General features: G+C 40.1%; 17 protein-coding genes. 13 read left to right on the plus strand and 4 right to left on the minus strand.

Annotated features, from left to right (window positions below; translation table 11 throughout):
• The first annotated feature begins 319 nt into the window (after window positions 1–319).
• Window positions 320–1,243, plus strand: coding sequence for an AEC family transporter (locus M998_RS03520; protein WP_068442813.1), 924 nt, complete (start codon window positions 320–322; stop codon window positions 1,241–1,243).
• Between the two features lie 166 nt (window positions 1,244–1,409).
• Window positions 1,410–2,393 (plus strand): class II fructose-bisphosphatase, encoded by a 984-nt coding sequence (gene glpX, locus M998_RS03525; RefSeq protein WP_068442810.1) that lies wholly within the window; start codon window positions 1,410–1,412, stop codon window positions 2,391–2,393.
• A 102-nt stretch (window positions 2,394–2,495) separates the two neighbouring features.
• Here glpX and M998_RS03530 read toward each other — a convergent pair whose 3' ends face one another.
• Window positions 2,496–3,395 (minus strand): LysR family transcriptional regulator, encoded by a 900-nt coding sequence (locus tag M998_RS03530; protein ID WP_068907586.1) that lies wholly within the window; start codon window positions 3,393–3,395, stop codon window positions 2,496–2,498.
• Between the two features lie 124 nt (window positions 3,396–3,519).
• Here M998_RS03530 and M998_RS03535 point away from each other — a divergent pair, with 124 nt between their 5' ends.
• Window positions 3,520–4,386: an SDR family NAD(P)-dependent oxidoreductase gene (locus tag M998_RS03535; RefSeq protein WP_068442804.1), complete on the plus strand. Its 867-nt coding sequence runs from the start codon at window positions 3,520–3,522 to the stop codon at window positions 4,384–4,386.
• On the plus strand, window positions 4,383–5,228 hold the full coding sequence (locus M998_RS03540) for an SMP-30/gluconolactonase/LRE family protein (RefSeq protein WP_068907588.1): 846 nt from the start codon (window positions 4,383–4,385) through the stop codon (window positions 5,226–5,228). Before M998_RS03535 ends, M998_RS03540 begins: the two co-directional genes overlap by 4 nt.
• Window positions 5,229–5,426: 198 nt before the next feature.
• On the opposite strand, the gene dtpA is transcribed toward M998_RS03540, so the two are convergent.
• Window positions 5,427–6,893 (minus strand): dipeptide/tripeptide permease DtpA, encoded by a 1,467-nt coding sequence (gene dtpA, locus M998_RS03545; protein WP_068907589.1) that lies wholly within the window; start codon window positions 6,891–6,893, stop codon window positions 5,427–5,429.
• 1,000 nt (window positions 6,894–7,893) lie between these two features.
• Between dtpA and M998_RS03550 the strand changes: the two genes are divergently transcribed.
• Window positions 7,894–8,925 (plus strand): tetratricopeptide repeat protein, encoded by a 1,032-nt coding sequence (locus M998_RS03550; RefSeq protein WP_068907591.1) that lies wholly within the window; start codon window positions 7,894–7,896, stop codon window positions 8,923–8,925.
• A 355-nt stretch (window positions 8,926–9,280) separates the two neighbouring features.
• Here the strand turns inward: M998_RS03550 and dpiA are convergent, their stop codons facing one another.
• Both dpiA and dpiB read right to left on the minus strand, forming a co-directional pair.
• On the minus strand, window positions 9,281–9,973 hold the full coding sequence (gene dpiA, locus M998_RS03555) for a two-component response regulator DpiA (RefSeq protein ID WP_068907593.1): 693 nt from the start codon (window positions 9,971–9,973) through the stop codon (window positions 9,281–9,283).
• The gene (dpiB, locus tag M998_RS03560; RefSeq protein WP_068907595.1) at window positions 9,966–11,603 is read right to left on the minus strand and encodes a sensor histidine kinase DpiB; all 1,638 of its coding nucleotides are present in this window, start codon (window positions 11,601–11,603) and stop codon (window positions 9,966–9,968) included. Before dpiB ends, dpiA begins: the two co-directional genes overlap by 8 nt.
• Window positions 11,604–11,970: 367 nt before the next feature.
• On the opposite strand from dpiB, the gene citC reads away from it, so the two are divergent.
• From citC to M998_RS03600, 8 genes are all read left to right on the plus strand, one after another.
• The gene (citC, locus tag M998_RS03565) at window positions 11,971–13,047 is read left to right on the plus strand and encodes a [citrate (pro-3S)-lyase] ligase (protein ID WP_068442787.1); all 1,077 of its coding nucleotides are present in this window, start codon (window positions 11,971–11,973) and stop codon (window positions 13,045–13,047) included.
• Window positions 13,044–13,340, plus strand: coding sequence for a citrate lyase acyl carrier protein (citD, locus tag M998_RS03570; protein WP_068442785.1), 297 nt, complete (start codon window positions 13,044–13,046; stop codon window positions 13,338–13,340). Before citC ends, citD begins: the two co-directional genes overlap by 4 nt.
• On the plus strand, window positions 13,340–14,236 hold the full coding sequence (citE, locus tag M998_RS03575) for a citrate (pro-3S)-lyase subunit beta (RefSeq protein WP_068442782.1): 897 nt from the start codon (window positions 13,340–13,342) through the stop codon (window positions 14,234–14,236). Before citD ends, citE begins: the two co-directional genes overlap by 1 nt.
• Before the next feature lie 8 nt (window positions 14,237–14,244).
• Window positions 14,245–15,771, plus strand: coding sequence for a citrate lyase subunit alpha (citF, locus tag M998_RS03580; protein ID WP_068907597.1), 1,527 nt, complete (start codon window positions 14,245–14,247; stop codon window positions 15,769–15,771).
• A gap of 2 nt (window positions 15,772–15,773) precedes the next feature.
• Window positions 15,774–16,319, plus strand: coding sequence for a citrate lyase holo-[acyl-carrier protein] synthase (gene citX / locus M998_RS03585; protein ID WP_068907599.1), 546 nt, complete (start codon window positions 15,774–15,776; stop codon window positions 16,317–16,319).
• Window positions 16,300–17,190: a triphosphoribosyl-dephospho-CoA synthase CitG gene (citG, locus tag M998_RS03590; RefSeq protein ID WP_068442773.1), complete on the plus strand. Its 891-nt coding sequence runs from the start codon at window positions 16,300–16,302 to the stop codon at window positions 17,188–17,190. The genes citX and citG overlap by 20 nt, the downstream gene beginning before the upstream one ends.
• A gap of 392 nt (window positions 17,191–17,582) precedes the next feature.
• Window positions 17,583–19,016, plus strand: coding sequence for an anion permease (locus M998_RS03595; protein WP_068442770.1), 1,434 nt, complete (start codon window positions 17,583–17,585; stop codon window positions 19,014–19,016).
• A 373-nt stretch (window positions 19,017–19,389) separates the two neighbouring features.
• Window positions 19,390–20,445, plus strand: coding sequence for a 4-oxalomesaconate tautomerase (locus M998_RS03600; protein ID WP_068907601.1), 1,056 nt, complete (start codon window positions 19,390–19,392; stop codon window positions 20,443–20,445).
• The last annotated feature ends 62 nt before the right edge of the window (window positions 20,446–20,507 follow it).

Here is a 20,507-nt window from a genome sequence, read left to right on the forward strand (position 1 = left end):
TGAAGTATGACGGATTTAGACAACCCGATTAATTTACCCTAAATAATTCGAGTTGTCGGTAGGCGGCAAATGAGCGAGTCTCTAGGAGCATACATAAGTATGTGACTAGAGTGAGAGAATGTAGCCAACACCCCGACAATTTGAAGTATGACGGATTTAGACAACCCGATTAATTTACCCTAAATAATTCGAGTTGTCGGTAGGCGGCAAATGAGCGAGTCTCTAGGAGCATACATAAGTATGTGACTAGAGTGAGAGAATGTAGCCAACACCCCGACAATTTGAAGTATGACGGGTAAAGATGGGTAAGAGAGACACTATGCTACTACACATAATACTAGCCGCATTGGGGCCTATTGTTCTTGGTTTAGCCGTTGGCTGGTTATCTGGGAAATATGGCTTTATTAAACGTGAATACTCACAGGCATTTGCTGATTTTGTGGTCAAAATTGCACTGCCTTTTGCTTTATTTTTAGCGGCGGCACAAGCACCGCCATCCGTGCTACTCAATGTTGATTACTTGATTGCATTAGCGGTAGGCTTAATTGTCTCGTATGTCATTGGATTTATCGCCGGAAAAGTTTTTTTCCGTCATGACAAAAAAGATGCTGCGATGCAGGCTTTATCGGTTTCATTTCCAGATATGGCATACTGTGGGCCACCGGTTTTATTAGCAACCGTCGGGTCATCGGGTTTAATTGCCATGGTGCTCGGTAATCTTATCTATACGGTTATTATTATTCCATTCACGTTACTGATGATAAGTGGAACGCAGCAAGGGAATAGTATTTTAAAATCGATTGGTAAAGCCGTCGCTCAACCCTTAGTTTTCTTACCGATACTGGGTGCAATATTAGCAATTTGTGGCGTTAAATTGCCTGAAATTTTGCAAAACTCAGTAAATGAATTAGGTAAAACTGCTGGCGGTGTTGCCTTATTTTTCCTTGGTTTACTCCTTTCAGGTATCAAGCTAAAAATTAATGCTGAAATTATTTTTAACGTATTCATTAAAAATTTTGTACAAGCTGCACTGATCCTCGGTACAGGGATTGCTCTGGGGTTACAGGATGATTTATTAAAAGCTGCATTTATTATTGGCGTACTGCCAACTGCAACCGCCGTTCCGGCATTAGCAATTAGCAATAAGGCCTATACGGAAACCGCTGCAGGCACAGTATTACTGAGTACGCTTGCCGCATTAATTTCGATCATTGGCGGTATTTCCATCGTCGAAATGCTCTAATCTTCCCTTTAACCATGGCAGATTACTCACGATCTGCCATGGCCTCTCTTATTTATCGACTTAATTCCTGCTGATTAAATCGTCAATAATTTGCCAGACAGATCACAAAAAACGTATCATATGTTTAGGAACTCTTCTTTTTATTCATCTGGGAAATAAATTAAAAATGAAAATCAGCGATGAATTAGCCTCGGCTATCGCTTCTGTCACTGAAGTTGCTGCAATTGCCGCCTTTGATTGGGTAGGAAAAAAAGATAAAAATGCCGCAGATAAAGCGGCGGTTGAAGCCATGAGAAATCGGCTAAATGAAATTGATTTCCATGGCAAAATTGTGATTGGTGAAGGTGAAATTGATAATGCCCCAATGCTGTATATTGGCGAAAAGGTCGGGAAACAATCAAGTAATTTTGGATTAGATATCGCCGTAGACCCTATTGATGGCACACGAATGGTCGCTTGTAACGAACAAAATGCCATTGCAGTTCTTGCTGCTGCTCCGACAGGAACATTATTACAAGCACCTGATATGTACATGGAAAAAATCGTTGTAGGCCCCAAAGCTAGGGGAGCAGTACATCTGGCTAATCCATTAGAAAAAAATATTGAGTTACTTTCGGCTGCACTAAATAAGCCAATCTCTAGCTTATCTATTGCTGTACTTGATAAACCCCGCCATCAACACATCATTAAAACTATTCGTAATTTTGGCGCTAACGTTATTACCATCCCCGATGGTGATGTTCTCGCATCATTATTAACAATCCTACCCGAACACGCTATTGATATGATGTATGGTACTGGCGGCGCACCTGAAGGAATAATTAGTGCAGCCATTGCCCGTGCCTTAGGTGGTGATATGCAAGCACGATTAGTCTCTCGCTCTCAAGCCAAAGGTGAAAGTGAAGAAAATATTCGAATCGCTAAAGAAGAAACTTTACGTTGCCAGCAAATGGGAATCGAAATCGGCGATATTTTGTCCCTTGATACCATGGTAAGTACTAATGATGTGATTTTTTCAGCTACGGCAATTACATCAACCGTGCTAATGGCGGGGATCTCTAACGATGCCTATAGCCGAATTTCAAATACAGTCTTAGTCAGTGGACACAATCGTTCATTAAAAATAATCAATAATCGCCACTTCAAGTAAATAAATTATTACATTAAAAATAGCCTATCACCTCGTGCCAACCCATTAATAGGTTGGCATTTTTATTTAACTTAAATTATTCTGTTTGCCGTTTTATGTCTGTCAATTATCACATTTAGCAATTTCAATAAATTTTTGCACAACTCGGCTTGTTGTCATTGGCGTCCCCAATGACAATTCAAATTCAATGTCTTGTCCTGTTGTTATCGGGAGATAACTAATTCTATCTTGACGAAAGGTTTGCATACTTTGCGGTACGATTGATACCCCAACGCCTACCGCTACCAGAGATAAAACAGCATGCATGCTATAAGCCTCTTGAACTATTTTCGGAACGAATCCGGCCTGAGCACACAGTTTAAATATTCGTAAATGAAAGCCTCTACCTTCTGCCATCGGCCAAAGTACAAAAGGTTCATCAACAAGATGTTCTAATTGAACCGAATTGCTTTCATTCAAAGGATTGTTATGTGCTATGGCAATACATAACCTATCTCTATCAAATGGTTGAAGCTCAATATCAGGTGCATTCATTAACGGAGGGATCATAATACCAATATCTAACCTATCATTATGTAAATCATTCACTTGCCCTATAGTCGTTGTTTCTTTTAATTCCAGTTGAATGTTAGGATGAGCTTGCCGGAATTGGTGTATTACGTCAGGTAATCGTCCATATAATGCACTACCGACATAACCAAGCCGTAGAACTCCCGCGTCTCCCATCCCAATATCGTGCGTAACTCTCACTGCCAAGTTTGCTTGTCGAAGTATTTCTCTGGATTCGTGCAAAAATCGCTTTCCTGCTGGAGTTAATCCCAGGATTCGACTATCACGATTAATTAAACAGACTTCAATATCTTCTTCCAGTTTACGAATAGCGATCGTCAATGGTGGCTGAGACATATTGAGCCGCTTTGCGGCTCGATGAAAATGCAATTCTTCTGCAACGGCTATAAATTGTTCCATTGCACGTAATGTGATGCGCTTATTTTCCGTCATGCATATCCTCAACAAACCACTATTGATACAAAAAATATATCAAAACCAACCATAAAACATATTTTATATATTGCATCATCACTGAGATACTCTTTTTATTCAAGTAATAATCTAAGGCGTTAAAATGATCACTTTTCAACATCAAGTTGTATTAGTTACTGGCGGAGCACGTGGCTTAGGGCTTGCTTATGTACGCTGTATTGCCAAATTAGGGGCAATCGTGTTCATTCAAGACATTGGCGCCGATAGCCAAGGGAATGGCAGCGATCCAACCATTGCACAACGATCGGCACAAATGTTACAAGCTGAAGGGTTCGATGTGCGTGCAATTACTGGCTCACTATCTTCTCGTGAAGAGTGTCACCAACTTGTAAAACACGTTATTCAGCAATCTGGGCAATTGAATGCCGTGATCCACAATGCTGGCTGGGTCGCTTATCAGCCGATCGAACAGCTCAACGAAGAATCATTCGACCACATGTTGTCTATTGCGACAAAAGCGCCTCTATGGTTAGCGCAAGCGGCATGGCCAACCATGAAATCTGCGGGTTATGGTCGTATTGTCGTCACAACATCATGCCGAGCATTGTATGGACAATATGCACAAATTGGATTAGCCGCTTACGCAGCGGCAAAAATGGCAATTGTTGGTGCCATGAATATCCTGAACTTAGAAGGTGAGAAACATGGCATTATTGTTAATGCAGTCTCCCCTGTTGCAAAAACACGTATGTGGGGTATTGAAGACGAACCCAATGAATTACATCCTGCTGATGTCGCTCCCGGTGTTGCTTTTTTGGCCTCATCGGCTTGCCAATCTGGTGGTTGGATCCTACGTGCGGCAAATGGCCAATTTCATGCCACAAAAGCACTAGAAGCTGAACATGTTGATTATCCACGTAATATTCAGGGAGTTTCTGCAAAAACAGCACAAGATGTCGTAGAACAATGGTCAAAAATAGCAATTACTGATGTTGAACCACGCAAATGAGCGATATTCATATCGCCGTTCGAACACAAAATATCCTTGGTGAATCCCCTATTTGGAGCTATTCAAGGCAATCGTTGTTATGGGTTGATACCTACCAAGGAATACTGTCGGTTTTTCATCCGAATACCGCAACCTATTCAACTTATAACTTACCAAAGCCCCTCTCTTTTGTGGTAGAAAACAACAAATCGGAACTGATTGTCGGTATTGGCAGCCAAATTGCAAAATTAGACACCCAGTATCATTGGCATTTGATTGCTACAGCACCACTTTTAGATGCAGAGTATCGCTTTAATGATGCAAAAATGGATGCCCAAGGCAGACTTTGGTGCGGGTTCATTAACGAGCAATTGAAAGAAAATAGTGGGTACCTCTATTGTCTTGATCAAACCAGAAATTGGATCATTGCAGACGATGGTTTCACACTTATTAATGGGCTTGCTTGGAGCCATGATAATCAAACATTATTTGTCACTGATTCAATAAAACGTATTATTTATGCCTATGATTTTTATTTATCAACAGGAAATATTGCCAATAAACGTATTTTTGCTGAGTTTGGGGAACTAGATGGCAAACCGGATGGGTTGATTATTGATAACCAAGGTTATTTACTCAGTGTCATGTTTGATGGCTCAGCAATCATTCGGCTCTCCCCTGATGGAAAAACGCTAAAACGTTACCCATTATCGGTTAAACGCCCAACAAGTTGTTGTTTGGTTAACAATGATACCGATCTCTATATTACCACTGCATGCTTAGGGTTAACGGCTCCAGAGCAAGTAACATCGCCTCAATCAGGCTGCCTATTAAAAGTTAGCTATCAACAATTTCTAAGTTAAAACAGCTTATGTAACCAATATTCTCTTGATAAGATGTTCGTCACTTATAACGTATACAAGTAAAATCGCTCCGCTCAACTAGCGTCAAATAAAAAGGGCGATTACTGAAGTATCTCCGTTAAGTTGGAAACTTCATCATCACCCTTTTTATTTATTACCCGCAATTCATTTTATTTCCAAATACCCACTAAGCTTTAATTAATGCTCAATAGTCATTCGATTTAATACTGGTGCGGTCAATATCATAATGATAGCGATAATACCCGTCACAATACCAATTTTCATAAATACATCACTGTAAACCGCTAATGATTCAACTTTACTGGTGATCTCGCCTTCAGGTACTGCCGCCATCGAAGCAACAGAGCCCGCAATAAATGCGGCGGCAGAGTTAGTCAGGAACCATGCACCCATGATGAAGCCCATTAAGCGCTGTGGTACAAGCTGTGCCACCATCGCTAAGCCTAAGCCAGAGATCATTAGCTCACCAATACTTTGGAAGCCATAACAAATAATAAGCCACTGAACAGAAACAATACCCGCTTCATTCGCAAATTTCGCACCTAGAGGCAAGACAAGGAATGCCGCCGAGCAAAGCACCATACCAATCGCAAATTTATGTGCCATCGGTAAATGATCGCCCATTTTATTATAGATAGCGGCCAATATTGGGCTACCAATCATGATCCAAAGTGGGTTTAGCGCTTGATACTGAGCTGGTTCGATTGAAAAACCGAGCACTTCATGTTCAACGTTATGCAACGCAAAGAAGTTTAATGACGTTGGCATTTGACTATATAAAACAAAGAAGACTATCGCTTCAAGCATCAGGATGAGTGCGACGATCATTCGACGCCGAGCAATCCCTTTTAGCGCTAAGGTTTCTTTGATAAAAATAACGAGGATACCTAACGAAATGATGGCTAATGCGGTACGAGCAATGCCTAAGTTATAGAGCAGCCAATTTGAAAGTGCAATTAATGCAACCACGCCGACAATCGTTGCGAGTAGTTTTGGGATTACAATAGGTTCAAAGTCTGGTTTAGAGCCATGCTGAGAAACCCATTTCTTACACATAAAGAAGTTGATAAGTGTAATAATCAAACCAACAAAACTTAAAGAAAACGCAACATCCCAACCGTAATGCTTAGCTAACCACGGAGTGGCCATCATTGAGAAGAATGAACCGATATTAACGGACATATAGTACATGGTAAATGCACCGTCCAATCTAGGGTCATCTTTCTCATAACAGGTTGATAATAAAGAGGATGGATTGGCTTTAAATAAGCCGTTACCCACCGCGATTGTCGCCAATCCTAAATAGACCATTGATACGTCATGGTCTGCAAAAGCAACAAATGCATACCCTGCAATTAGCACCATCGTCCCAAGTACTATTGCGCGTTTAGTGCCTAAAACTTTATCCCCTAACCAGCCTCCAATAGCAACAAAGCCATATACCAATGCAGAAAATGCAGCGAACAAAGCAATTGACTCTGTTTCTGACATTCCCAGCACTTGGCTAAGGTAAATAGGTAGGATCCCTTGAAGGCCGTAATAACCAAAACGTTCCCAGAGTTCGATAGAAAAGATGAGATAGAACGATCGAGGTTGCTTAAACGCGTTAAGACTCACTTCCTCTTTATTATTTGTTGTGGACACAAGTTACCTCTAGTACAACCTGTACATATGCAAAAAAAACCACGGAGCGCTGTCTGCACTCTCGCATTGTTATAATCCCAAGAATTTAAAGTTTGAAATATTCACTTTCGGTAGGAGGAGAATCATTCCCTGACCTCAAAACAAATAAAACTGTGTGTAAATATTGTTTATGAATCACTAACATAAAATTCAATGAGTTAAAGCATAATTGATTATTTATTCAACGTTAATAAGGATATAAACGGCTACAGACCCAATAATCAATTAAACAATATACGTTATTTATGCACCAAAAATAAAGATTTAGCTAGTGTTAATTACTGGGTGAATGGATTTTTATCGTGATTAACTTCAATTTTTTACAAAATACCAATATTATTATCGACCACTAATTAATCATATGTTTACCATTTGTTAAGTATATTATTCTAAATTTAAAAGATAATGGCTAATTTTTACTTAATAGATTTATTTTGATGAATAATAAATAAGCTAAATTAATTTAAGTTATAGTTTCACTTATTAAATATTTAGCTAAGGGATTATTTAACTAAATAATTACTTTTGTCATACTGATATAAAACAATTCAAATCATCAGTCGATTTTACTGTTTGAAGGGTCGAAAATTTTGAGGCACGTAATTTTTAGACAAAAAAAAGCCCAGTGAATAAACTGGGCTAATGCATACTACTCAAGGATCTTTAAAAACTATCACTACGTAGCTGCATTATTACATTACTTCATGTAAAGAAATGAATGATGAGGGTAAATATATGAATGTTTACGCAAGCAAACAGTAATATAGATACTAATAAGACATCGGTCTTATCAAAAAGGTTCATCTTTTTTTATTTTTTCTTTAAAAATTATTTTTTACCGTCAGAGGTAAGCATTTTTAGCGTATTGTGTGTTGATTTCATCCAATAATTGCATGAATGAAAACAACAGGATAACCTAAACATTACCCTATTTTGAAAGATTCAGCTTGAAGGAATCGATGTGAAAAAATTTTTTTTATCCTTTTTCATTGTCAGTAGTTTTTTTGCTCACGTTGCTTATGCAGATCCCTTGCTTACCCAAACTGATGAACAAAGCTTAGTTGCGCTTACTGATAATGGGCAGGCTGAAGCTCAATTTAATTTAGCGATGTTTTATCAATCTAAAGGCCAGTTTGATAATGCAATTATTTGGTATCATAAAGCCGCCGAACAAGGTTTCACCAAAGCACAAATTAACCTCGCCTTGATGTACCAAGAAGGTACTTCGGGTATCCCAAAAAATGAAAAAGAGATGCTTTATTGGATGCTGAAAGCTGCTGAGGCTGGTGATCCTCTCGGCCAAATGAATATGGCGCAATACACGCTACATGGCGTCAATAAACTTTTAGAAAAAAATCCACAACAAGCAGAACATTGGCTACAAAAGGCTGCAGAGCAAGATTTCCCTGCGGCTTTACTCACCCTTGCGTATTGGTATGAAAAAGGCACTGCGGTGACTGAAGACCCTAAAAAAGCACAAGCAATTTATCTTAACCTTGCAGAAAAAAATCATCCTCAGGCGTTATACTTACTGGGCTACCAAGCTGCCACAGGAATGTATGATAAAGTTGATTACCCTCTCGCCTTCCAATATTTTACGCGTTCTGCTGAGCTCGATTTTTCACCCGCACAAAATAGCTTAGGTATGTTGTATTTATCTGGGCAAGGTACGAAAAAAGAGATTAAATCAGCCATTAAGTGGTTAACTCTCGCTGCTGATAAGGGCGAAGTTTCGGCGCAATTTAATTTAGCTCTTATCTATGCACGAGGCGATGAAATAAGCCCTGACCAAGCCAAGGCTTGCCATTGGTTTATTAAAGCGGCTCAACAAAATAGCCCTGATGCACAATATGCCAGTGGCGCTTGTTACCAATATGGTATGGGTGTCACTCAAGATGATAAGAAAGCATTGCGTTGGTACAAATTAGCCGCCGCACAAGGAAATGAACGCGCAGAGAAAAAAGTCTTAATTCTAGAAAATCAAAATAAATAAACAGTCAATATCAGAAAATCTGCAAATTATTTTGTTGCCATTTTTGTTACTGATTTACTTTTATTTTTATTTGAAGCCAACACATTTTCAGCTTGAATTAAGGCCTACAATTAATCCTCTAAATAATTCATGTTGTAGGTAGGCGGTGAGTAAAGCTAAGTGCTAGGCGCATACATAAGTATGTGACCCGAGTTAGCGTATGAAGCCAACACATTTTCAGCTTGAACTATGACTTATAGTTAATCCTCTAAACAATTCAAGTTGTAGGTAGGCGGCGAGTAAAGCTAAGCCCGAGGAGCATACATTAGTATGTGACTCGGGTTAGCGTATGAAGCCAACACCCCTACAGCTTGAATTATGACGAGGAAATAGAGGATTTGCGGTATATCCGTTGCGGCCGCCCCACCTTCCCATACGCTATTTCCGCTTCAATCTTATTTTGTGCCAAACAGTACTCTAAATAACGCCTTGCGGTTGTACGGCTTAATTTTATGGTCTCTGCGATAGTTTCCGCTGTATATTCAGCACCTGGCTCAATAAACAACGAGAGAACTTTTTCCAAAGTTAATGTGTCAATACCTGTGGGCAATTCTTCTTTTACTTCTCCCCTTGCGTAGGTATTAAACATATCATCAATTTGGCTTTGACTTGTTTTGCTCGTTGCTTGTAGTACAGATTTTCGCTGTATATATCTATCTAATGTTTGACCTAACCTTTCGTAAGCTATCGGCTTCACTAAATAATCAAAAACCCCCAAGCGAATAGCTTCTGAAACGGTATCCATATCACTCGCCGCAGTTGTGAATACAATATCAGCACCGTTTCTTTCTTGAATAAGCTCATGAACCAGATCAATACCTTTACCATCAGGTAAATAATTATCCAATAGAATCAAGTCTGGTTTCATGTATTCAATCATTCGTCTTGCTTCAGTAATGTTACCGGCGAGCCACACTTTGTCGCAGCCTGGGTAAGCTTTGATATACTCCGCATGCATTTCCGCGAGGAGTAATTCATCTTCCACAATGAGGATTTTTATCTTAATCATTTTGTATCTTCACTTTCGGAATAAATATAGAGAATACTGTACCATGCGGTTGATTTTCTTCAATAATAACCGCTCCATTGCACCGACTCACATACGATGAGACCAAATATAACCCGATCCCGTGTCCATCTACAGCTTCCGTTTTTGTGGTGATCCCTCTCTCGAACCACTTGTCTTTTATTGCTAGAGGAAAACCACACCCTTGGTCAGCAACTTCAATAACAATGTCCTTTCCTTCATCGGAAAGGTAGAGCTCAACGTGTTTATTGCCATCACTCACTTTTAAGCTAGCTTCGAATGCATTATCTAGTAAGTTACCTAAAATCGCACAAAATTCAACACTATTCAATGAATTAGGCAAAGACCTTAATTGGCTTCCTGGCGTAAATTTTAATTGAAGCCCCAGTTCTTTCGCCCGGTGGTATTTCCCAAAGAGTAATCCAGCGACTTGTTTATCCGAGAACTGTTCGCGTAATGAGTCAATTAGTTGTTGCTGGGACTCTGACTCGCCTTTAATTAAAGCCAGTGCTTGGTCATATTCTTTCATTTGCAAAAGACCACTTAACGTCGACATCCAATTTAAGTGTTCGTGACGTAAAGTACGCAAATTTTCTACGTATTGACGGACTTGTGTCAATTGGGAATTAAGCGATTCAATATCGTTTTGACTACGAAAACTGATCACAACGCCAATCAGTTGATCACCGTCACGGATCGCGATGCGATTTGCTATCACATTTAGTCCATTAAACTCACACAAAACATCATGCTTAGATATTGCTATGTCTGTCGTAAAAAATTCAGCTGGAGAAATATGTTCAGAAATTGACTTACCAATTAATTGGCCGGCAGGTTCACTCAATGAAAGCATTTTTCTTGCATTATGGTTGATATTAATAATCTTACCGTGATAATTGACCGCAATAATCCCTTCAAAAACGGCTTCAAATATCCCTTTTTGGACTTGAACTAATTGGGTGATTTCTTCGGGTTCCATCCCCAACATTTGACGCTGAATTAACCGCGTAAATACCCAAGATAAAAAAAGTAGGATAACTAAAACGCCGACAAACGTTGCACCTGTTTGAACAAATAACTCGCTACGTGAAGTGTCAATTTTATTGGTCAGATAACCAATAGACACGACACCAATCACCGTACCATTTTCATCATATACGGGTGTTTTAGCTCGCATCGCATTTCCGATAGAGCCTTCCCCCCCAATAAAATAGCTTTCTCCATTCTCAAGTGCACCCGGTTTATTCCATTGCATTTTGAAACCGACTTTTTCGCTATTAGGATGATACAAGCGCATCGAATTTTCATCACCAATCACCACATAATCGTAATCTGAGTCTTGGTTCAGCTTATCTGCAATAATTTTGAGCTGCGGAATGTTTTTAGTTTTCACCGCTTCAATTACGCCATCCATCGATGCAATCAGCTTCGCTTGGTTCATGGCTAGCGATCGAATATTTGACATCAACCGGTTCTCGGCAGTATCCGTAAAGTATTTCCCCAATCCCAATGTCAGGAACACGGAAACAAATAATAGAAGAAGGAACACTCGCATAGAGAATGAAATTGAGTTTACTTTCTTAAATGTGGGGAGTTGATACTCTTTTTTCATCGACAATCCCATTACCCGCTGAAAAGTAAAATTTTTGTTACATCAAAAATCATGAAATAAACTTCAAAACAAACCACAAGCAAAAACATAATACACATATTATTAATTAAACACATTAAAACCATGAAATAAAACACATATAAAATAATTAAAAACTTTAAAACCATTAAATAAATACAAACTCATTTTAGAAACATGAAATAGGTCAAGTATATTAAATACAGTACCTTTAATATTAATATTGAAAAGGGTAATTAAATAAACGCTTATTGAGTAATTAATTAAAACTGCGAAAAATATTTATTTAATTAACTTTAACATTAGCAACATTTTAAATACATCTCTAAAGGAGATGCAGGATACTATTATGTTCGAAAACATAACGTTTAATCAGATAAAACGTCATGAGAACAGGAAACTTGCTGAAATCACTCAGTTTTTAAAAGAGAATGATTTAGAGCTTGATGCCAGCATCGACGTTTTTATTACCATAACTCGCAATGATAAATTAATTGCATGCGGTGGTTTAGCTAAAAATGTGATTAAATGCGTTGCTATCAGTGATGATATGCGAGGTGAAGGTCTTGCATTAAAACTGGCGACTGAACTGGTTAATCTTGCTTACGAAAATAATACTACTCATTTATTTATATATACAAAAATTCAAAATGAAAGCCTATTTCAACAATGTGGCTTTCATACTATTGCAGCCGTGCCTAATGTCATGGTTTTAATGGAAAATAGTTGCTGTTACCTCAAACGTTATATTCAAAGTTTAAAAGAACAACGTAAAGAAGGAAAAAGAATTGGTGCGATTGTGATGAATGCCAATCCTTTTACGCTTGGACATCGTTATTTAATAGAGCAAGCCGCTAAAGCTTGTGATTGGTTACATCTATTTGTCGTAAAAGAAGATACTTCACGCTTTCCTTATAAAGTTCGCTTAAATTTAATCGAAGCGGGTACCAAAGGAATTGATAACCTGACTATTCATAAAGGTTCTGAGTATATTATTTCTCGAGCCACTTTCCCTTGCTACTTTATTAAAGATAAAACGGTTGCAAACAATTGCTATACCGAAATCGATATTAAGATTTTTCGTCAATATATTGCCCCAGCCCTGGGAATAACACATCGTTTTGTCGGTTCAGAGCCTTTTTGCCAAGTCACTAATCAATATAACCAAGATATGCGCTTTTGGCTTGAAACGGATGCGATGAATTTCCCTCCGATTGAACTCGTTGAATTACCGCGAGTAGTCATTGATGGCACGGCGGTTTCCGCCTCGCAAGTTCGAAGACTTCTCGCTAAAAAAGATCTTGCGGCGATTAAGCCGATTGTGCCTGAGCCAACCTACCAATATCTCCAAAGTATGTTGGCTACCCAAGCACAGTCTGCAACAAACCGCATTCAAAGTTCTGAATTAGTCACAGGTGGATCATGAAAATACGACACGCAGCGGTTGCCGGCACACTCGAGTCGAGTGATGTCATGGTACGAATAGAGCCTTTAGAGGATACACAAGAGGTCTCAATACAAATTAGCAGTAGCGTTGAAAAACAATTCGGTGATGCCATTCATCGCATCGTACTTGAACTGGTGAAATTGCATGACATTCAAGGAGCACAAATCATTATCGATGATAAAGGTGCTTTAGAGTGTGTACTGAAAGCACGGTTAGAAGCCTTATTCGCTCGTGCTTGCGACGTTGAATATCTGCCTTGGGAGGATAAATAATGACGCCAGAACAAAAATCACGCACACGCAGAAGCATGCTATTTGTGCCCGGCTCAAATGCCGCGATGCTGAGTAACTCTTTCATTTATAAAGCAGATGCTTTGATGTTTGACCTTGAAGATTCAGTTACTTTACGTGAAAAGGATACGGCTCGCCGCTTGGTTTACCATGCGCTGCAACACCCTTTATATCAAGACATTGAAACTATTGTGCGAGTAAACGCCCTTGATTCCGCTTTTGGTGTTGCTGACCTTGAAGCGGTTGTGCGCGGTGGTGCTGATATTGTCCGTCTACCAAAAACAGATAATGCACAAGATGTGATTGATATTGAAAGTGAAATATTACGCATCGAGAAAAGCTGTGGCCGCGAAGCTGGCAGCACAGGGCTTCTTGCTGCGATTGAATCACCGATGGGGATCACTCAAGCTGTGAATATCGCCCATTCATCACCACGACTTATTGGCATCGCCTTAGGTGCCGAGGACTATGTCCGCAATTTGCGCACCGAGCGGTCTCCAGACGGCATTGAACTCCTCTATGCTCGGTGCGCCATTTTACAAGCCGCTCGCTCAGCCGGTATCCAAGCCTTTGATACCGTTTATTCTGATGCCAATAATGAGGAAGGTTTCTTAAAAGAAGCCGCCTTGATTAAACAGCTTGGCTTTGATGGCAAATCATTAATTAATCCACGACAAATTGAGTTACTTCATAATCTTTATGCGCCAACTCAAAAAGAAGTCGACCATGCCCAACGCGTTGTAGATGCGGCGGATGCAGCTGCTCTCGAAGGTAAAGGGGTAGTTTCATTAAATGGGAAAATGGTCGATGGCCCAGTGATTGACAGAGCTCGCCTAGTGTTATCTCGGGCGGCATTATCAGGTATTCGGGAAGAGTGAGGCAAAAAATGACAACAATAACTCAGCGCCAGGCTCGCGTATCAGCCTACCTAGAACCCAAAACAGATGAAACATTGCGCTCATTTAAAGATATTGGAAAAGTGCAACAACAGGTACAAAAACCACGAAACCGCAAACTGTGCGATGACTTACAAGTGGCTATTCGCCGCTCTGGATTAAAAGATGGCATGACCATTTCATTTCACCATGCTTTTCGTGGTGGTGACCTGACTGTCAATATGGTGATGCAAGTTATTGCAGAAATGGGTTTTCGTAACCTCACCCTCGCCTCTAGCTCACTAAGCGCTTGCCACTCTCCTTTGGTTGAGCATATTCGCCACGGTGTTATTCGCAAAATCTATACTTCTGGTATTCGCGGCCCATTAGCAGAAGCTATTTCACGGGGAGAGCTTGAAGAACCGGTGCAAATCCATTCACACGGTGGACGAGCCAATCTTGTTCATAGCGGTGAGCTAAACATCGATGTTGCCTTTATTGGTGTGCCATCTTGTGATGAATATGGCAATGCCAATGGCTATACCGGTAATGCAAGTTGCGGCTCTCTGGGCTATGCAAAAATTGATGCCGAAACTGCCCAAAAAGTGGTAATGCTAACAGAAGAAATATTGGCTTATCCTCATAATCCATCCAGTATCAAACAGGATGAAGTGGATTACATCGTTAAAGTAAAACGTGTTGGTGATGCCGATAAAATTGGCGCAGATGCAACCCGTATGACTTCCAATCCACGTGAATTATTAATTGCACGCACCGCCGCTGATGTGATTGAAAAGTCAGGATACTTTAAAGATGGGTTTTCATTACAAACTGGAACTGGCGGCGCTTCTCTTGCCGTAACACGTTTCCTTGAAGATAAAATGCGCCGTCATAATATTCAAGCAGGCTTTGCCCTCGGTGGTATTACATCAACCATTGTTGACCTGCATGAAAAAGGTTTGATCCGTAAATTATTGGACGTACAAAGCTTTGACCGCGCTGCCGCAGAATCACTGGCACGAAATCCAAATCATATCGAGATTAGCGCCAATCAATATGCCTGCTTTGATTCCAAAGGCGCTTCCGTTGATATGCTTGATGTGGTAGTGCTCAGCGCATTAGAAATTGATACCCAATTCAACGTTAATGTATTAACTGGTTCCGATGGTGTTATTCGTGGTGCATCTGGGGGGCATAGTGATACTGCTGTTGCAGCGAAATTGTCCATCATTGTGGCACCTTTAGTTCGCGGACGCATTCCGACACTCGTTGATGAAGTGATCACTTGTGTCACACCGGGATCCAGTGTTGATATTTTAGTTACTGACCACGGTATTGCTGTGAATCCTGCTCGTCCTGAATTGAAACAACAACTTGAAAATCAAGGGATAAAAACAGTCTCCATGAGCTGGTTACGAGAACGCGCTCAGCTGTTGACGGGTGAACCTAATCCTATTGAATTTACAGATAAAATTGTTGCTGTAGTCCGTTATCGTGATGGCTCTGTCATTGACATTGTTCATCAGATTAAGGAGTAACCATGTTTTACCCACTGCCTGATACTAACGAGCAACTTGAGATTTCCTTACCTGACTTACTGGCGAGCCGCGATGCCCGTCAAGCTCGCCAGCAAGAATGGATTGGTCTCCATCAGGTAACCTTGATTTCATTTACTGTTGTTTTTCCGGGCGCTGTGAAAGACAGCCATCTGGTCAGACATATTTTTAATCAGGGACTAAATGCGCTTAAACAAGTTGCTTTATGCAGGCAGTGGGTACTTTTATCACAACAATCTTTTCCACTAAAAACGGGACCTGAATGCTTAGTGGCGGTAGATGCAAACGCAGTTGAAGTGAAAAAAGCCTTAATTGAAGCGGAAGAATTATCTCCTGTCGGTCGATTATGGGATTTTGATGTTTTCGATGCACAAGGACAGCAGTTCTCACGCAGCCAATTAAATTTACCACCAAGACGTTGTTTAATTTGTGAGAATGAAGCCAAAGTGTGTGCTCGTCATCGAACACATCCGCTTAATGAAATTTTTAATCGAATCGAGGAGTTAGCCAATGCGCCCACAGCTTACTGAGCAGATTAATGATTTAGGCGAAAACCTTATTCAACATTATAGCCAGCTCGCTTGGCAAGCCATGCTCGCAGAAGTGAATTTAACACCTAAACCCGGTTTAGTTGATAAATATAATACGGGTGCACATAAAGATATGGCGCTTACGGATTTTCATTTAAGCGCCAATGCTATCGCCCAGTATTTTCCACAATTTATACTCGCGGGCGCTCAGTATAAACATTTGGCCATCGAACAGGTTCTGCCGGAAATTAGAAGTATTGGGATTGCATGTGAAAAAGCGATGTTTCGTGCTACTCAAGGTGTTAATACCCATAAAGGTTCTATTTTTTCACTTGGATTAGTATTAACCGTAATAGGCCGTCAATTAGCTTTACGACAAAAAATTTCGCCTATGGCAATTAGTCGATTAGTCGCAGAAATGTGCCAAGGGATTAACGATGAATTAAAGCGGCCAACGGATAACCTAACCGCCGGACAACGTTTATATCAACAATATGGATTAACAGGTGCGAGAGGCGAAGCTGAAAGTGGTTATCATTTAGTTATCAATCACTCACTTCCTTATTACTTACAACAGCTCGCTATAGGTAAAATACAAGATATTGCATTGATCGATACCTTGATTTTATTGATGAAAATAAATGACGACACCAATATTGCTAATCGTGGGGGCATGCAAGGTTTAGTATGGACCAAACAACAAGCCACTCTGCTACTACAAAGTGGTATTAACCATCCATCCGATTTAGTAAAAGTTCAAATTTTTGACCAGCAATGTATTGAGCGAAATTTAAGTCCTGGCGGCAGTGCTGACTTATTAATCCTAACCTGGTTTTTTGCCCGATTACCTTATTCAAATATGAACACTTAAGGTTAAATAAAATAATGCGAATTTAAATATTAATTAACACAGGGATAAAATTAACAACATATTAATTTTCTTCACCAGTCATTGATTTAAAAATTCACAACATATTTGCAAATAGCGTTATGCCTTAAAAATAAACTCTATTCAAGATACAGCTGTAAGCAAATATGGGGATTCAAAGTTTTGAACTTATATTTTTAATGAATTTATAAAATTAAAATTTATGCCCTAAGTATATTCGAACTTCAGGATATTGGTGTTATGCCACCAATATAGACTCAAAATAAATCAAGTTTCAGGTTGGTGGCTATAGTCAACAACCCTGCAATTTGAAGTATGACGGGTATATCAGTTGTTTGAAGTATGACCGGTATATAAATCAAGGAAATTAGCCTATGCAAAAAGACAAAATATGGAAATTGCTAATTCTCATTGCAATTCCAATCATTATTGCCTTAATACCGACACCAGCAGGATTGCCTCATATTGCTTGGCTGTTATTTGGTCTTTACCTTGCCGCAATTGTCGGGCTGGTATTAAAACCTTATTCAGAACCTGTAATATTACTCGCGACCATTGCTGCTAGTGCCGTTATTATTGGTATCACTGGCACCAAAGATGTTAAAGCAGGTGAGGTATTAAGTGGTTATGCATCCGGTACAACTTGGCTTGTATTTGCTGCATTTACACTGAGTGCTGCATTTGTTATTACCGGACTTGGTAAACGCCTCTCCTATATTCTCATTGGTAAATTAGGTGGAACAACTCTCGGGCTTGGCTATGTCACGGCGATACTTGACTTAATTATCGCTCCAGCAACACCATCAAACACGGCTCGTGCTGGCGGGATCGTATTTCCTATCATCAACAGTGTCGCCGTTGCATTAGGGTCTGATCCTGAAAAAAGTCCTCGTAAAGCGGGTCATTACTTATTAGTTAACGTCTATATGGTGACTAAAACCACCAGCTATATGTTCTTAACCGCAATGGCACCAAACGCATTAGCGCTGGCAATGATGAGTGACATTATGGGCATTCATTTAAGTTGGGGAGGATGGGCATTAGCGGCATCGGTCCCTGGTTTAATTATGCTCGTCTTGACACCCTTAATTATTTATAAGCTTTATCCCCCTGAGCTAAAAAAAGTTAATAATAAAGAGATTGCAGAAAAAGGTCTGAGTGATTTGGGTCCAATGACCATGCGTGAAAAATTACTCGGCATAATCTTTGTTATTGCATTAGCAGGATGGATATTCGCCGATAAAATTGGGGTAAGCGCATCCAGTGTTGCAATCGCCGTCATGGCGCTGACTCTTATTCTTGGTGTCGTCACTTGGGATGACGTGCTCAAAAACAAAGGTGGCTGGAACACCCTGATTTGGTACGGTGGTATCATTGGGATGTCAGGCGTCTTGACCAAAGCAGGCTTTTTCAAATGGTTAGCCGATGTGATGAGCGAATACCTCTCTTTCGGTGACCAAGCAATGCTCGCCTTCTTTGTGATTATGTTTATCAGTGTCGCGATACGTTACCTATTTGCCTCGGGTGGCGCTTATGTTGCAGCGATGGTTCCAGTATTTGCCACTGTGGGTATGGTTGCCGGTGCACCACCGATGCTATTAGCCCTAGGCCTACTCTTCTCGAATGCCTATGGCGGTAGCTTAACCCATTACGGAGGCGCAGCAGCTCCAATCGTCTTCGGTGCTGGTTATAATGATATTCGTTCTTGGTGGATCATTGGTGGGATAGTGGCTTTTTTAAGTTTACTGGTTCACATGACTATCGGTTTAGGTTGGTGGGAACTGTTAATCAGTATGGGATTAATTTAAACCATAGCTATTAGCTAGATAGCAATAATGGAGTGCAATATATTGCACTCCATTAATTTCCCTAATCTTAAATATCTGTACTAAATAATTCATAAGCATGCACATAGATACTCTAAATAATTCGAGTTGTCGCTAGGAGCATACATAAGTATGTGACGAGTGCGAGTGAGCGCAGTCAACAACGCAACAACTTGAAATACAACGAGTAGATACTCTAAATAATTCGAGTTGTAGCTAGGCGACAAGGGAATGAGTCGCTAGGAGCATACATAAGTATGTGACTAGTGCGAGTGAGCGCCAGTCAACAACGCAACAACTTGAAGTATGAAGAGTATACGTGGCAACTTGAAGTATGACGAGTATAGGAGTAAACATGAAAAACATCCCTTGCACTCTAATGCGTGGCGGCACATCAAAAGGCGTGTTCTTATTAGCCGATTCACTCCCTACCGATATTAATCAACGTGATGAACTCATTTTAGCCATTATGGGTTCTGGCCACCCTTTACAGATTGATGGTATTGGTGGTGGTAGCCCGCAAACCAGTAAAGTGGCGATTATTAGCAAATCCCTTCATCCAGATGCCGATGTTGACTATTTATTTGCTCAAGTTGCTATCACCGAACGCATCGTCGATACCGCACCAAATTGTGGCAATATACTGTGTGCCGTCGGCCCTTTTGCTATTGAGCAAGGTCTCGTGCCTATCTCGGGCAGCCAAACGACTGTACGTGTTCGCAATATCAATACCAATACTTTTGTTAATTCGACAGTACAAACGCCGAATGGGCAAGTTTGTTACGAGGGTGGTACACAAATTGCCAGCGTACCCGGTAGCGCTGCACCGATTGCGCTAACTTTTTTAAATGCTTGTGGCGCTAAAACTGGTCAATTATTACCAACGGGTCATCCCATCGATACAATTGATGGGATTAATGTGAGTTGCATTGATATGGCTGTCCCGATTGTTTTAATTGATGCACCACAGATGAATAAAACAGGCTATGAAACGGCTGAGCAACTTGAAGCCGATAAAGAATTTATGCAGCAACTGGAAAGTATTCGAATTAAAGCCGGTGCGGCAATGGGACTTGGTGATGTGAGTAAAAAAGTGATCCCAAAACCGATATTAATCTCCCCTGCTATTAATGGCGGTACGATTAATGCTCGTTATTTTATGCCCCATAAATGTCATGGCGCATTAGCAGTCACTGGCGCGATAGCTATTGCAATAAGTACTATTTTACCTGATAGCATTGCCAAGCAATATATTAGTAGTGATATTAATATGTCGAATATATCCATAGAGCATCTAAGTGGTAATTTTGAAGTTTCGCTTAATCTACAGGGTGAATTTCCTGAAGGAATACAAGCTTCAATTATTCGTACTGCCAGAAAGCTCTTTGTGGGTGATGTCTTTGTGCCCTGATTTTTTCAAAAAAAACAAATTAGCCTCTCTATTTACAATGAAATAAAGAGGCTAATTATTAT

This window comes from Providencia heimbachae ATCC 35613 (assembly GCF_001655055.1).
Classification (GTDB): Bacteria; Pseudomonadota; Gammaproteobacteria; order Enterobacterales; family Enterobacteriaceae; genus Providencia; species Providencia heimbachae.

Coding starts and splice junctions, on each gene's coding strand:
- dpiA (WP_068907593.1), bottom strand. CDS start 9,973: ATGATTAAGATAAAAATCCTCATTGTGGAAGATGAATTACTCCTCGCG.
- M998_RS03595 (WP_068442770.1), top strand. CDS start 17,583: ATGCAAAAAGACAAAATATGGAAATTGCTAATTCTCATTGCAATTCCA.
- M998_RS03600 (WP_068907601.1), top strand. CDS start 19,390: ATGAAAAACATCCCTTGCACTCTAATGCGTGGCGGCACATCAAAAGGC.
- glpX (WP_068442810.1), top strand. CDS start 1,410: ATGAAAATCAGCGATGAATTAGCCTCGGCTATCGCTTCTGTCACTGAA.
- M998_RS03530 (WP_068907586.1), bottom strand. CDS start 3,395: ATGACGGAAAATAAGCGCATCACATTACGTGCAATGGAACAATTTATA.
- citC (WP_068442787.1), top strand. CDS start 11,971: ATGTTCGAAAACATAACGTTTAATCAGATAAAACGTCATGAGAACAGG.
- dpiB (WP_068907595.1), bottom strand. CDS start 11,603: ATGAAAAAAGAGTATCAACTCCCCACATTTAAGAAAGTAAACTCAATT.
- citE (WP_068442782.1), top strand. CDS start 13,340: ATGACGCCAGAACAAAAATCACGCACACGCAGAAGCATGCTATTTGTG.
- citX (WP_068907599.1), top strand. CDS start 15,774: ATGTTTTACCCACTGCCTGATACTAACGAGCAACTTGAGATTTCCTTA.
- citG (WP_068442773.1), top strand. CDS start 16,300: ATGCGCCCACAGCTTACTGAGCAGATTAATGATTTAGGCGAAAACCTT.
- M998_RS03540 (WP_068907588.1), top strand. CDS start 4,383: ATGAGCGATATTCATATCGCCGTTCGAACACAAAATATCCTTGGTGAA.
- citF (WP_068907597.1), top strand. CDS start 14,245: ATGACAACAATAACTCAGCGCCAGGCTCGCGTATCAGCCTACCTAGAA.
- M998_RS03520 (WP_068442813.1), top strand. CDS start 320: ATGCTACTACACATAATACTAGCCGCATTGGGGCCTATTGTTCTTGGT.
- M998_RS03535 (WP_068442804.1), top strand. CDS start 3,520: ATGATCACTTTTCAACATCAAGTTGTATTAGTTACTGGCGGAGCACGT.
- citD (WP_068442785.1), top strand. CDS start 13,044: ATGAAAATACGACACGCAGCGGTTGCCGGCACACTCGAGTCGAGTGAT.